Annotated in this window: 11 protein-coding genes, 1 tRNA gene, 2 pseudogenes and 1 other annotated feature; of the genes and pseudogenes, 6 read left to right on the top strand and 8 right to left on the bottom strand. The window is 71.6% G+C overall.

The window, feature by feature from the left end:
- Positions 1 to 194 precede the first annotated feature (194 nt).
- Positions 195 to 872, top strand: a complete 678-nt coding sequence (locus tag ACGBYP_RS10540) for a DsbA family protein (protein WP_411583804.1) — start codon at positions 195 to 197, stop codon at positions 870 to 872.
- Between the two features lie 240 nt (positions 873 to 1,112).
- Entirely contained in the window at positions 1,113 to 1,523 is a 411-nt protein-coding gene (locus ACGBYP_RS10535; protein WP_411583803.1) for a nuclear transport factor 2 family protein, read from the top strand.
- 683 nt (positions 1,524 to 2,206) lie between these two features.
- Here the strand turns inward: ACGBYP_RS10535 and ACGBYP_RS10530 are convergent.
- Both ACGBYP_RS10530 and ACGBYP_RS10525 read right to left on the bottom strand, forming a co-directional pair.
- A pseudogene (locus tag ACGBYP_RS10530) lies at positions 2,207 to 2,704 on the bottom strand (transposase); the annotation flags it as partial.
- Between the two features lie 244 nt (positions 2,705 to 2,948).
- Positions 2,949 to 3,898 (bottom strand): annotated as a pseudogene (locus ACGBYP_RS10525) (IS3 family transposase); the annotation flags it as partial.
- Positions 3,486 to 3,617: a sequence feature (AL1L pseudoknot), on the bottom strand. (Overlaps the previous pseudogene by 132 nt.)
- A 501-nt stretch (positions 3,899 to 4,399) precedes the next feature.
- Between ACGBYP_RS10525 and ACGBYP_RS10520 the strand changes: the two are divergent.
- The 4 genes from ACGBYP_RS10520 (at position 4,400) to ACGBYP_RS10505 (ending at position 7,917) form a co-directional block, all read left to right on the top strand.
- Positions 4,400 to 4,609 carry a hypothetical protein gene (locus ACGBYP_RS10520; protein WP_411583801.1) on the top strand — a complete coding sequence of 70 codons (210 nt, stop codon included), beginning with the start codon at positions 4,400 to 4,402 and terminating at the stop codon, positions 4,607 to 4,609.
- Positions 4,610 to 5,552: 943 nt separating this feature from the next.
- Entirely contained in the window at positions 5,553 to 5,843 is a 291-nt protein-coding gene (locus tag ACGBYP_RS10515; protein ID WP_411583799.1) for a helix-turn-helix domain-containing protein, read from the top strand.
- Between the two features lie 174 nt (positions 5,844 to 6,017).
- The gene (locus ACGBYP_RS10510) at positions 6,018 to 7,151 is read left to right on the top strand and encodes a tyrosine-type recombinase/integrase (protein ID WP_411583797.1); all 1,134 of its coding nucleotides are present in this window, start codon (positions 6,018 to 6,020) and stop codon (positions 7,149 to 7,151) included.
- 163 nt (positions 7,152 to 7,314) lie between these two features.
- A complete protein-coding gene (locus tag ACGBYP_RS10505) occupies positions 7,315 to 7,917 on the top strand; it encodes an NYN domain-containing protein (RefSeq protein ID WP_411583795.1) in 603 nt (200 codons plus the stop codon).
- A gap of 145 nt (positions 7,918 to 8,062) precedes the next feature.
- On the opposite strand, the gene ACGBYP_RS10500 is transcribed toward ACGBYP_RS10505, so the two are convergent.
- From ACGBYP_RS10500 to ACGBYP_RS10475, 6 genes are all read right to left on the bottom strand, one after another.
- Positions 8,063 to 8,136 (bottom strand) — tRNA-Pro (locus ACGBYP_RS10500).
- 90 nt (positions 8,137 to 8,226) lie between these two features.
- On the bottom strand, positions 8,227 to 9,591 hold the full coding sequence (gene der / locus ACGBYP_RS10495) for a ribosome biogenesis GTPase Der (protein WP_411583793.1): 1,365 nt from the start codon (positions 9,589 to 9,591) through the stop codon (positions 8,227 to 8,229).
- Entirely contained in the window at positions 9,588 to 10,277 is a 690-nt protein-coding gene (cmk, locus tag ACGBYP_RS10490; protein ID WP_411583791.1) for a (d)CMP kinase, read from the bottom strand. The genes der and cmk overlap by 4 nt, the downstream gene beginning before the upstream one ends.
- Positions 10,278 to 10,363: 86 nt before the next feature.
- The gene (gene aroH / locus ACGBYP_RS10485; protein WP_411583789.1) at positions 10,364 to 10,726 is read right to left on the bottom strand and encodes a chorismate mutase; all 363 of its coding nucleotides are present in this window, start codon (positions 10,724 to 10,726) and stop codon (positions 10,364 to 10,366) included.
- Between the two features lie 216 nt (positions 10,727 to 10,942).
- Positions 10,943 to 11,860, bottom strand: coding sequence for an aldose 1-epimerase family protein (locus ACGBYP_RS10480; RefSeq protein ID WP_411583787.1), 918 nt, complete (start codon positions 11,858 to 11,860; stop codon positions 10,943 to 10,945).
- Positions 11,857 to 12,930, bottom strand: coding sequence for an ABC transporter ATP-binding protein (locus ACGBYP_RS10475; RefSeq protein WP_411583785.1), 1,074 nt, complete (start codon positions 12,928 to 12,930; stop codon positions 11,857 to 11,859). Before ACGBYP_RS10475 ends, ACGBYP_RS10480 begins: the two co-directional genes overlap by 4 nt.
- Positions 12,931 to 13,012: the final 82 nt, after the last annotated feature.

Genomic DNA, 13,012 nt, shown 5'->3' with positions numbered 1-13,012 from the left:
TCCCGGCACTCTGCGCGACAGAGAGGCCTCTCGCACGGCGGACGCGCTCCAGGAAGCAGCCGTTGGCGACACCCGCACAGCGAGGCCGGTACGTAGGGCTGCCTCTGGACGCCGATTGCTCGATCCGCCGAGCGATCTGCTCCCAACCGGCCCGGTGAGCAGCGAGACGTGGCGCCGTTCGCCCACGAGAGGGGTTGGGCCGTTACTCGCCCCGCGTCCAAGAGGACAGCGCGTCCGCCGAGCGCAGCGGAGTCCCCGGCACCCCGACATCCTTCGTCAACGGCTGCCGGCTCAGCGGCCCCTTCGACGCCGACACGCTGGCTGGCGTCGACCGGGATTACGCGGAGCCAGCACCGGCCGCTTTGCGCGCCAACGCCCCGCCTGCGCCGGCGGACCTGCCGCCCTGGGCCGAAGACCTCCCAGAGACGCCGGACCGAGGCGGGGACAACACGTGGCTTGCCGACGCCCAGCTGACCCGCTTCGAGCGCCTGGGGACCCGCCATCCCGTCGCCCACGGCGAGGTGCCTATCGCCCGGGCGATCCTCGCTACGACTTCCACGTCGTGCTCTCGGGCGCCCGTCGCGGTCGTCAGTCCAGCTTACGACGGTGCACCGGTCGTGCGCGTCCACGCGGCGCGGCCGTTCCTGGGCGCGCCCGACTCGTTCGACGACCAGCCGGTGCAACGGAGCGCCGCGGTCGTGCGGTCCGGCGAGGTACTGCGGCTGACCGGCAACCAGCTGCGCACAGTGCTCGACCGCGACTTCACGGTGCGCCTCGCCCGCCAAGGCCTACCCGATCACGGCGAGGCGCACCGTCCCGCGCCTCCGGAGCAGAGGAGCGGCAGAAATTCCTTGTCCCTGAGGCCGTGCTGAGCCGCCCACCCCGCAGCCTGGCCGCCTTCATCAAGGAGCTGGTCGCCTTGGCGCGGTGGACGGAAAGCGGCTGTTCGTCCTCAGCGGCTGGCGCTCTGCCCGAGAGGGCGCGGACCGCACATTGCAGGTGTCGGGACCGCCGGGCCGCCGCTGACGTACCGTTGGCGCGCCCGGCTGGACCGTGACCGAGGATGCCGTCATGTACCACGCACTCGTCAAGCGACTGGCCACGGCCAACTTTTGTCGCGTCAACGACACGACTACGACGCAGTACTTGCCAGCTGCTCCCCCGATGTCCACCACCGGTTCGGTGGTGACCATGCCCTAGGCGGGGAACGGCACGACCGGAAGGCTCTGCGTCTTTGGTTCGGACGCCTGGGTCGGCTGTGCCCGGACATGCGGCTCACCGTGGAGGAGGTATGGGTCAAGGGCCTGCCCCATCGGACCACGATCATCCTGCGGTGGACCAACGAAGCGACCCGCCCCGACGGCAGTCCGTACCACAACCGCGGCGTGCACCTGATCCGCATGCGCTGGGGCAGGGTCACCGCCATCGACGCCAACGAGGATTCTCAGGCCGTCGTGGAATTGCTGGACCAGCTCGCCGCCAACGGTGTCGCCGAGGCCGCCGCGCCTCCGATCACGAGCTGACACACGGCACCGATCGCTCGTCTGACATGCGGGACGTCCACCGGGCGGGGCCTGCCTATGCCTCGGGCGGCCTCTCCTCGTGCATAGGGGGCGTGATATACACCCGCCTCGACCCCGCAGCTGACGCTCGACGGGGCGTTCCCCTGCTCAACTCCGCGAGCCTCGACTTGCCTCAGCGTCGCAATGTCGCCGGGCCGGCGCCCGCACCGGCTGCACCACTACAACCACCGACCCCACACCGCCCTGGGGAACCTCCCACCCATCACCCGCTGCACCGACGCCTCCGGGCAGTACACATAGGGGGCAATATTGGTGGAACAAGCTACCTCGCGAGCAACTGCTGCGACCAGCCTCGACCGGCCCTTCGGCTGACCGGTCCGCGATGGCGTATGCACCGCACCGCGATCAAGAGCGACGCGCTGGCGCCGCTCGCGACCGGTGGCAGTCCGCCACGAGTGCCCGGCGAGCCCCAAATTTGGCCAGCGACCAACGCTGCCACCAGCCACATCGGAAATTGCGTCGAGCCCTCAGGGAAGTCGTGAGCTTCAGCCTGAACCGTCCTGGATCTGACGGACGCTGGGTTCAGGCCACCGCGAGGGCCGCGGGGGTCGTGGTGCCACGGTAGTGGTGGTCTTCGAACTCGACCGGCGGGCGGTAGTCGATCGCCGAGTGCAGGCGCATGTGATGTAGAGCGCCTGGTAGATCGCCTCGTGGCTGATGCGCATGTCCGCATCGTCGGGGAAGTCGATGACGAGTCGTCGGCTGATCTGCTCCGGGCTGCAGGCCGTCGCCCAGCGACGGTCGGCACGATGGGGCTTGTTCAAGCCCTTCCAGGTCGTCGGCGGGCCCGCCGCGACCGTCCCGTCGGGCCGCTGCAACTGGCCACTCAGCCGCGTCTGGACGTACTCCTGCAGCCGCGGATTGCTCACCAGCTTCGCCGGCTTGGGGCGCCGGGCCGCGGTCTGCGCCTTCCACTGCGCGACCGTCGTTCGGTACTCGCACTTGCCACTGCGGGTCGCGGCGTTGCGTCGCAGCTCGCGCGAGATCGTGCCGGGATCGCGCTTGAGCTCACGAGCGATCGCCCGGACTCCGAGACCCTTCGCCTTCAGCAGCGCGAGGTCCTCGCGCTGCTGGAACGACAGGTAGCGGCCGGTGGGCTCGGCCAGGCTCAGCGGCGGCATGCCGCCAGCGTGGCGAAACCAGCGCGACGCGACTGGCGTGGACACGCCTATCTCGAGCGCGGCGTCCTCCGTGCGCTTGCCCCGCGCGATCAGCCGCCAGAAGTTGCGCTCGACATGCCGGGCCGGCATCGGCCGCCCCGGCGATCTCATGGCCGGCCGCAGAGCCCGATCCGCCTGCTGCTGACGTCGCCCCATCGAACACCTCCGTGATCACGGGGTGTTGCGACGACCGATTGAGTCCGCCTTGCGACCCGGCATCCGAGTGATGCAGCAGCCCGGTGGCGGCGAAGGCGGCGTTGCCGCGGCGGCGGGAGCACAGCGCCTGCTCCAGCGCGGAGCTGACCAGCGGAGTCGTCTTCGACCTGCTGACTCGCCAGCCCAGGATGCGGCGGGAGTAGACGTCGGTGACGAAGGAGACGTAGACGAACTCTGCCAGGGTCCAGACGTAGGTGAAGTCCGCGACCCACCACTGGTCCGGTCGGGTCGGCGACGCCCAGGCCCGGTCGCACAGGTCCGGGTGCCGCGGCGCGGTCTGATCCCGTTGGGTGGTCACCGTGCGATGGCGACCGCGGCGGACGCCGTCGATGCCGGCGATGGCCATCAGCCGGGCGACCTGGTCCCGGCCCCACGGATGCCCGGCGCGGCGGGCGGTGTGCCACAGCTTGCGCACCCCGTACACCCGCCGGTTGCGCCTATAGAGGTCGACCAGGGTGTTCGCGGCCCAGGCGTCGGCCAGCTCCGCGGCCAAAACCGGGCAGGCCAGACGCGCGTAATAGGTGCTCGGGGCGATCTGGATGCCGTGCTCGGTCAGCACGCGGCAGATCGGCTCGACCCCGAAGCGCTCCTTGTGCGCGTCGATGTAGTCGATGACTACCTGAGTCGGCGGTCGAGCTCCGCCGACGCGAAAAACGCCGAGGCGGTCTTGAGGATCTCGTTCGCCCGGCGCAGCTCGGCGACCTCCCGGCGCAGCGCCTTGAGCTCCTCAGACGCCTCGGTGGTCACCCCGGGCCGGGCACCGGAGTCGATCTCCTCGCGCTCCACCCAGTTGCGCAGCGTGGCCGGGTTGATGTCCAGCACCGCCCCCACCGCCTTACGCGCCGTCAGCTTCGACTCCCCGAGGTCGCGGATGCGCTCGCTGTACATCCGCACGGCACGCGCGCGGGTCTTCTCGTCGTACTTGCGGGGTGCTGGCACGGTCTCAGTCTCCTCGCGAGGATCAAAGCCTCTGCCAGATCCAGGACAGTTCAGCCATCAGCACGATCGAGCGCCCGCCTACGCGACCGCGCACAACCAACCAGCCAGCCACTGGAGACATCCCCTCCGCAACCAAGATCACGAGCCGACACACCTCATGCACTCCGGGTCTCAGAACTCGTGGTGACGAGTTACTGCCGGCTCGCCTGCAGACTCTGTGCCATGGGAACCAGCGGAACCCCCGAGTACCGGGCCCGCCGCCGAGCTCGTGAGCAGCAACGGTGACAGCACGCCGCCCAGACACCGGCCGGGCCCGCCGATGCAGACCAGGCCGGCGCTTCGGCAGAAGGGCGCGAACGGCGCGCCGCCGCGACGACCTGCGGATGGTGTGCCAGGCCGATCACGCCGCGCGGCCGGGGACCGATCCCCAAGTGGTGCTCGGCCACCTGCCGGCACCGAGCCTGGGAGCAGACCCGCGCCGCGGCCTCCGGCCGAACCGCGGTGCAGGTGGTCGAACGGCGGATCGAGATCCGCGTCCCCCTGGAGCCGACCCGGCGGGACTGGCCGACGCTGCTCGGCGAGCTGACCCGGCAGCTGGACGACGGCCGCATCTACGACCGCGACCTGCCCGGCCTCAGTCGGGCACTGCAGCCCGTGCTGGAGGCCTACCGCTGGCGGGCCTGCCGGACCGGCGCCCCCGACGTGCGCTGAGCCGCGAACCTCCAGTCCTTCTCCAGTAGAAGGAGACGACTGCGCCGGAGCACGTGCCCCCGGAGAGCCGGTGCACCGAGCCGCCGACCGATCGCACCGGCGTCGTCCGGGATCGTCGACGCACACCGACGTCACCCCAGCGCCTTCTCGCTCAACGAGCCGCCCGGACCTGGCACACTTCTCGTCACAACGGATTCGCTCGGCCTGGATGCACCAGGTGTGTCGACTCGTGATCTTGTAGCGCGGTTCGGCGGACGGTATCGGGAGGCAGCAGCACGAGCTCAGCAGAAGCCCTGCTCGGCCGGCGACCGTGGTGAGCGGCGCGGCCCGGACAGCGAGCCAGCCTGCGGCGCTGCGGTCCCATCCAGACGTCCGCACGGCCGCGCCCGTCGGAGCCGGTCACAGGCGAGGAGCCGAGCGACCGAGGCGAAGTGCCCCGTCATCGCGGGTGAGCGGTCACGACCTGCACGTGGTCTGGGGCGTCGATGCAGCTCCGCGCTTGCCGCAACCGGCCCAGGCGAAGTAGGCGGACCTGCTCCACGGGCTCGTAGGGACGCTTGGCGACGGGTGTGTCCGCTGCCCAGGCCACCGCGGTCCCGCCGGCAGGCACGACACCGTGCTGCAGATCAGCAGCCGATGGCGCCACGACCGCGCCCGAGCAGGCGCCGACCCTCTGCCATCGACCGGGGTGACGACCCACCGTCCTCCGGGGTGACACCGCTCGGTCACCTGTCACGCCACGTCACCCCGGGCCGTCCCGCTGTCGTCGCCGACGTCGGCGGCCGCACGGAGCTCACAGCCCCCTGGCGCAGGAGGAGAACCGGAGAAATACAGGAGATTGCCGCGGCAGTGTCACCAATCGGGCGAAAACGGCGCCTTCTCCGGTAGGCGTGCCGCGCCGAACGACGGCGTGTCCGGACAGACGCCGCACCAGGAGGACGACATGGCAGACCCACAGCGCTCGCAGGACGGCCCGACCAGCGAGCCGTTGCTGCTGACACCGGAGGAGGCCGCGCAGGTGCTCCGCATCGGCCGAACCACGCTCTACGCCCTGATCAAGGACGGCAACCTGCGCCCGGTGCACATCGGGCGCAGCTGCCGGGTCTCCCGGGCCGAGCTTGAGCGCTACGTCGACCGGCTGGGTGCCCCCGCGCCGGCACCGATGAGCCGACTGGACCGGCGTCGACGCACCACATCCGAGGTCCGCGGCCACCCGAGCGCCGACCCCGGCTGACCAGTCCCGGGACGCGCCGCTTCACGGCCTGGGGACAACCCGTGACCCGTCCACAGATTCTCCGATCGGAGCCAGCACCCCGTGCGCCTGTGGTGCCGTCGACGCCCGTCGGAGTAGCGGCCCGTCCGTGGTGGCGGACGCCCACCGAAGACCCCAATTCGACCGGAGGACGGCATGGCGAAGCGCGCGAACGGTGAGGGGTCGGTCTTCAAGCGCAAGGACGGCTCCTGGTCGGCCGAACTCAGCTACCGGGACGAGCACGGCGTCCTGAAGCGGCGGACGGTCTACGGGAAGACGCAGGCTGAGGTCCGGACCAAGTTCCGAGATGCCCGCGAGCGGATCGAGTCCGGCGCACCGGTCAAGGACGCCTCCGTGACGGTCGCCGCCTGGCTGGAGGGCTGGATCACCAAGTCACTCGCTGCCAGCGACCGCAAGCAGGCCACCAAGGACCTCTACGCCACCATCGCCCGAACCCACCTCGTCCCCACCGTCGGGACGATCCCCCTGGGTCGGCTGCGCCCGTCCGATGTCGAGGCGCTCATCATCGCCAAGCGGGACGCCGGCCTGGCGGCGTCGACGATCCGGACGATCTACACCGTCCTGCGGGCGGCCCTGGACATCGCGGCCCGCGACGGGATGCTGCGCAGCAACCCCGCCGCCGTGGTGCGGCGGCCTGGCGTCGACCGCAGGGACGCACCCCACCTGACCGTGGACCAGGCTCACGCGCTCCTCGATGCGGTCCGGGGCGACCGCCTGGAGAGCCTGTTCCGGCTCATGCTCGCCACGGGGCTGCGCCGCGGCGAGGCGCTGGCCCTGCACTGGTCGGACGTCGACCTGGACGCCGGGCAGCTGAGAGTCCGCTGGACACTCTCCCGGACGTCCAAGGGACTGCAGCTCGAGGAGCCCAAGACGGACAAGTCCCGCAGGACGGTGCCTCTCCCCCGCTCGGCCGTCGAGACGCTCCAGGCGCACCGCGGCCGACAGGAGGACGAGCGGCGCGCGGCCGCCGGCGCGTGGCGGGACGCCGACCTGGTCTTCACCACCGAGATCGGGACACCGCTCGAGCCCCGCAACGTCCTGCGGCGCTTCGAGCTGCTCGCTCAGCGCGCCGGTCTGGCCGGCGTCCACCTGCATACGCTGCGGCACTCCGCGGCGAGCTTCCTACTGGCGGCCGGGACACACACCAAGGTCGTCCAGGAGCACCTCGGTCACTCGTCCTACGCGATCACCGCCGACATCTACAGCCACGTCGGTCCGGCCCAGCAGCGCGAGGCCGCGGATCGGCTCGACCAGGCGCTCCGGTGGTGACCCTTGCTGCAACGACCGGACAGCCACGGCCACGGCAGCCTCCGCGGAGTGCCCAACGTCGGCCCTGTCAGGGGTGTCGGGAGTGTTACGGTTGTGTCATTCCTCCCCGTCGTCCTCCGGGACTGGCGGGGATTTTTCTTGCCGTAGCCCGAGAGGACTGGCGATGAGCGACCGCGTCGTCGTCTTCATCGACTACCAGAACGTGCACGGCTGGGCCCGCCGCCTCTTCCTCCCGGTCAACGCCCACCCCGCCGACGGGCACGTCGACCCGCTGCGCCTGGCACAACGCCTCGTCCGTCGTCGCCACCGCCCCTCAGCGGTAAAGGGTGTGCGCGTGTACCGCGGGCGTCCGTCACCGGATCACCAGCCGCACGCCGCGACCGCGAACGACCGCCAGACCGCCGCCTGGCAGCGCAGTAGCGCGCTCACCGTCATCCGCCGGCCGCTGCGCTATCCGGCCGACTGGCCGACCGCTCCGGCCCAGGAGAAGGGCATCGACGTCGCACTGGCCATCGACGTGGTGGCCATGGCGCTGCGGAAGGAGTACGACGCGGCGATCGTCGTCTCCTCCGACACCGACCTCATGCCGGCCATCGAGACCGTCTACACCGGCCGGCTCGGCCATGTCGAGCTGGCCACCTGGGCCGGAGCCCGCCGCCTGCGCGTCCCCCGCACCCAGCTGCCGTGGTGCCACTTCATCAGCGAACCCGAGCACCACACGCTGCAGGACCTCACCGACTACACGCAGGTCCCCGGCAGCGAGTGAGGGAGTCGGTCCCCGGTCGGCTCGACCGAGCGCCGCCAGGGTGACGGTTGCTGTACGCGACCGCGTTGCTGTACCGGTTGCTGTACTCACGCGAGAGGCGGGCCGGCCCTCACGGCTGACCCGCCTCTGACCTGCGGTTTCACTGTCGGGCTGACAGGATTTGAACCTGCGACCCCTTGACCCCCAGTCAAGTGCGCTACCAAGCTGCGCTACAGCCCGAGCTCCGAACCCCCCGGCGGGAACCGCCGGCGCGCTCGATTGCTGCCGGGAGAGATTACCGCACCCCTCCCGGTGGCCCTGCTGAGGGGTCTACTTCTTCCGGTCCTCCCGGGCGTCGCGGACCTTGACCGAGACGTCGATCGGGGTGCCGTGGAAGCCGAACTGCTCGCGCAGCCTGCGCTCCAGGAACCGCCGGTACCCGGCCTCCAGGAAGCCGGTGGAGAACACCACGAACCGCGGCGGCCGGATGTCGGCCTGGGTGACGTACTTGATCTTCGGCGCGCGGCCACCGCGGGCCGGCGGCGGGGTCTCCTGGACCAGGGCGCGGACGAAGGTGTTCAGCTCCGCGGTGGGCACCCGGGTCTCCCAGCCGGCCAGCGCAGCCTTCAGGTGCCCGGCGAGCTTGTTGACGCCGCGGCCGGTGGTCGCGGAGATGTTGATCCGGCTCGCCCACTTGATCCGGGCGAGGTCGCGGTCGATCTCCTTCTCCAGCTGGGCGTGCCGGTCCTCGTCGACGTTGTCCCACTTGTTGAAGGCGATGACCAGCGCGCGGCCGGCCTCGATCACCTGGGTGATCACCCGCTGGTCCTGCTCGCTGATCACCTCGTCGGCGGCCAGCAGCACCACGGCGACCTCGGCGGCCTCGATCGCGGCCTCGGTGCGCAGGCTGGCGTAGTACTCGGTGCCGCTGGCGGTGTTGACCCGCCGGCGCAGGCCCGCGGTGTCGACGAAGCGCCAGTCCTCGCCGTTGAGCCGCACGATGGAGTCGACCGGGTCGACCGTGGTGCCGGCCACCGAGTCGACGACCGAGCGCTCCTCCTTCGACAGCCGGTTGATCAGGCTGGACTTGCCCACGTTGGGCCGCCCGACCAGCGCGACGCGGCGCGGACCACCCTGCTCCTCGGTCTCCCGCGGCGCGTCGGGCATCGCCTCGAGGACCAGGTCGAGCAGGTCACCGCTCCCCCGGCCGTGCAGCGCGCTGACCGAGAACGGCTCGCCCAGGCCCAGCGACCACAGCTCGGCGGCGTTGGCCTCGCCGCGCTCGTCGTCGACCTTGTTGGCGACCACGATCACCGGGGTGGTGCTGCGGCGCAGCACGCGCGCGGCCGCCAGGTCGGTCTCGGTGACGCCCACCGAGGCGTCGACGACCAGCACGATCACGTCGGCGGTCTTCATGGCGTACTCGGCCTGCCGGGCGATGGACGCCGCCATGCCGGTCGCCTTGGGCTCCCAGCCGCCGGTGTCGACGACGGTGAAGTTCCGGCCGTTCCACAGCGCCTGGTACGGGATCCGGTCGCGGGTCACGCCCGGGACGTCCTGCACGACGGCGGCGCGGCGGCCCAGGAAGCGGTTGACCAGGGTGGACTTGCCCACGTTGGGCCGCCCCACGATGGCCACCACCGGCAGCGGGCCGGTGGGCTCGTCGCTCGGGAACGCGTCGTTGTCGGTGCTCATGCCAGTTCTCCCACTGCAGTGCGCGCCAGGTCGAGTACACGCTCGACGACGGCGTCGCGGTCCAGCCCGGTGCTGTCGACGACCACGGCGTCGGCAGCTGGGCGCAGCGGGCTGTCGGCCCGGCTGCTGTCGTACTCGTCCCGGCGGCGCAGGTCCGCGGCGATCTCGGCGATCCGGCCCGGGTCGGTCACGCCGAGCTGGCCGGCCCGGCGCTGTGCGCGCGCCTCGGGGGCGGCGGTCAGGTAGATCTTCACGGTCGCGTCGGGCAGCACCACGGTGCCGATGTCCCGGCCCTCCACGACCACCGCGTCGGACGCGGCGACCAGCGAGCGCTGCCGGTCCACCAGCAGCCGGCGCACGGCCGGGACGGCGGACACCGGGGACACGGTGCGGGTGACCTCGGCGCCGCGGATGCGCTGGGCGACGTCCACGCCGTCCACGGTGACCGTCTCGGCGTCGGCCGTCGTCCCGACCTGGATGTCGGCGGCGCGGACGGCGCGGGCGATGCCCTCGGGGTCGTCCAGGTCGACGCCGGCGTCCAGCACCGCGACGGTCGCGGCGCGGTACATCGCGCCGGTGTCCAGGTAGGCCGCGCCCAGCCGGGTGGCCACGTCGCGGGCGACGCTGGACTTGCCCGTGCCGGAGGGACCGTCGAGGGTCACCTGCCCACGGAACTGCTCGCTCACTGCACTCTCTCCGTTCGCTTCTCTCACGGCGCCGTCCAGGGGCCCGCGGCGAGCCTGCGAGTCGTAAGGGGGACGGGGTCCTTCGTTCACTGCGCGATGTCCCGCCGCAGGGCGACGGCCCCGCGCAGGTAGACGTGCTGGACGTCGGCGCGGGGCATGGGGGTCTCCACGTGCGCCATCAACCGCAGCACCCGCGGCAGGGCGTGCGCGACGGCGATCTCGGTGGCGCACATCAGCGGCACGTCGCCCAGGCCGAGCTCCCGCGCGGCCAGCGCCGGGAACTCCGACACCAGGTCGGGGGTGGCGGTGAACAGGATGCTGATCAGGTCGGCCGGGTCCACCCTGTTCCGCTCGAGCACCGCGCTCACCAGTTCGCGGGTGGCGCCCAGCACCTCGTCGCGGTCGTCGGCGGCCACCTGCGTGGCACCCCGGATGGCTCGGACGGCCACAGCACTCTCCTCGATCGATGCAGCACCCGGATCGCCGGGCACCTCGGTCGAGTCTAAGGAGGCCGCGCCACCCCACCGCGCCAGCAGCCGGCGCCCCGACCGCCGGGCACCTCGGTCGAGTCCAGACAGGCCCGCGACCCCGGGCCGCCAGCATGCAGGTGCCCGGGTCCGACCCCCTCGCGGAGGACCGGACCCGGGCACCGGGACGGCGGGCCGTCAGCCCAGCGGGGCGATCCCCCACGCGGCCGTCGTGGACTCCCCCGGCTCGAGCCGCAGCACGGCCTCGCCGGTGGCCAGGGCGTTCGGCGGGCAGGTCATCGGCTCGACGGCCAGCCCCTCGCGACGCCGCGGCTCGGGCACCACGTCGCCGGTGAACAGCTGCAGGTAGCCGTAGGCGCTGTCCATCCACACCGCCACGCCCCGGCCGTCGGGAGCGGTCAGCCGCACCCAGGCCAGGCCGTCGCCGTCCCGCTCGAGGTCGGTGAAGGCGTGGTCGATGAGCAGGTCACCGACCTTCTCCCCCGCCCGCAGGTCGTAACGGGTGCCGGCGACGTCGACCGCCCCGGTCGGGATGGCCCGCTCGTCGGTCTCCAGCCGGGTGCGGCCGGGGGCGACCAGCGTGCAGTCGTCGACGTGCAGCCCGGCGCCGGCGGCCAGGTAGGGGTGGTGCCCCTCCCCGTACGGCAGCGCGCGGTCACCCTCGTTGGTGGCCGTCGTCTGCACCCGCAACCCGGCCGCGGACAGCTCGTAGGCGATCCGCAGCCGCAGGCTCCAGGGGTAGCCCGGCTGGGGGTGGAGCAGGTGCTCGAGCTCCACCCGGTCGCTGGTGCGGTCCACGACCTCCCAGGCCACGAACCGCACCAGCCCGTGGATGGCGTTGCCGGTCTCGGACTCCGAGATCGGCGTCTCGTGCTCCTCGCCGTCCCAGACGAACCGGCCGTCACGCAGCCGGTTCGGCCAGGGCGCGAGCACGTGCCCGCGGGCGTTCGGTGCCATCTCGTGCTCACCGAAGCCGTCGACCAGGTCCCGCCCACCGGCGCGGTAGCTGCGCAGACCGCCGCCGACCTCGGTGATCACGGCCTCGGCGCCGGCGGCACGCAGCGTGTACTGCTCGCCGGTGGGCAGGAGCGTCACCCGAGGCGCTCGCCGCTGGCCTGGTCGAACAGGTGCACGTGGCCCTGACGGGGCAGGACGGAGAGCCGGTCGCCCTTCAGCGGAGGACGGCGGCCGTCGACGCGGGCGATGATCTGCTGCTCGCCGTTGCCGACCAGGGTGCGGCCGTAGATGTAGGCATCCGCGCCCAGCTCCTCGACGACGTCGACCTCGATCGGCAGACCGTTGTCGGCGATGTCCAGGTCCTCGGGACGGACGCCGACCACGACGCTCTTCCCGGCGGCCTGGCCCAGCACGTCCCGGCCCACCGGGTGGACGGTGTTGCCGAAGGAGACGCCGCCGTCGGTCTGGTCGAGGTTGAACAGGTTCATCGCCGGCGAGCCGATGAAGCCGGCCACGAAGACGTTCTTCGGGTTGTCGTAGAGCTCGCGCGGCTTGCCGACCTGCATGAGCAGCCCGTCCTTGAGCACCGCGACCCGGTCGCCCATGGTCATGGCCTCGACCTGGTCGTGGGTGACGTACACCGTGGTGACCTGCAGACGGCGCTGCAGCTGGGCGATCTGGGTGCGGGTCTGCACGCGCAGCTTGGCGTCGAGGTTCGACAGCGGCTCGTCCATGAGGAAGACCTGCGGGCTGCGCACGATCGCCCGGCCCATGGCCACGCGCTGGCGCTGACCACCGGAGAGCGCCTTGGGCTTGCGGTCCAGGTAGGGCTCGAGGTCGAGCAGCTTGGCCGCGTCGCGCACCCGGGTGCTGATCTCGCTCTTGTTGACCCCGGCCATCCGCAGGCCGAAGCCCATGTTGTCGGCCACGGTCATGTGCGGGTACAGCGCGTAGTTCTGGAACACCATCGCGATGTCGCGGTCCTTGGCGGCGACGTCGGTGACGTCGCGACCACCGATGAGGATCGCGCCCTCGTCGATGTCCTCCAGGCCGGCCAGCATGCGCAGCGACGTGGACTTGCCGCAGCCGGACGGGCCGACGAGGACGAGGAACTCGCCGTCCTCGATGGTCAGGTTGAGCGCGTCGACCGCGGCCCGGTCGGAACCGGGGTAGCGACGAGTTGCGGAGTCGTAGGTGACAGACGCCATTGTGCGGTCCTCCTACCGGCAGGAACGTGCCGGACGATCCGAGTGGGTGGAAAGGGTGGTGCCGTGCTGATCATGCACGCTC

The sequence above is a fragment of the Modestobacter sp. SSW1-42 genome, assembly GCF_046635825.1.
Classification (GTDB): Bacteria; Actinomycetota; Actinomycetes; order Mycobacteriales; family Geodermatophilaceae; genus Modestobacter.
Note: the sequence above shows the minus strand (reverse complement) of the source record. Positions and strands in the feature narration are given on the sequence as shown.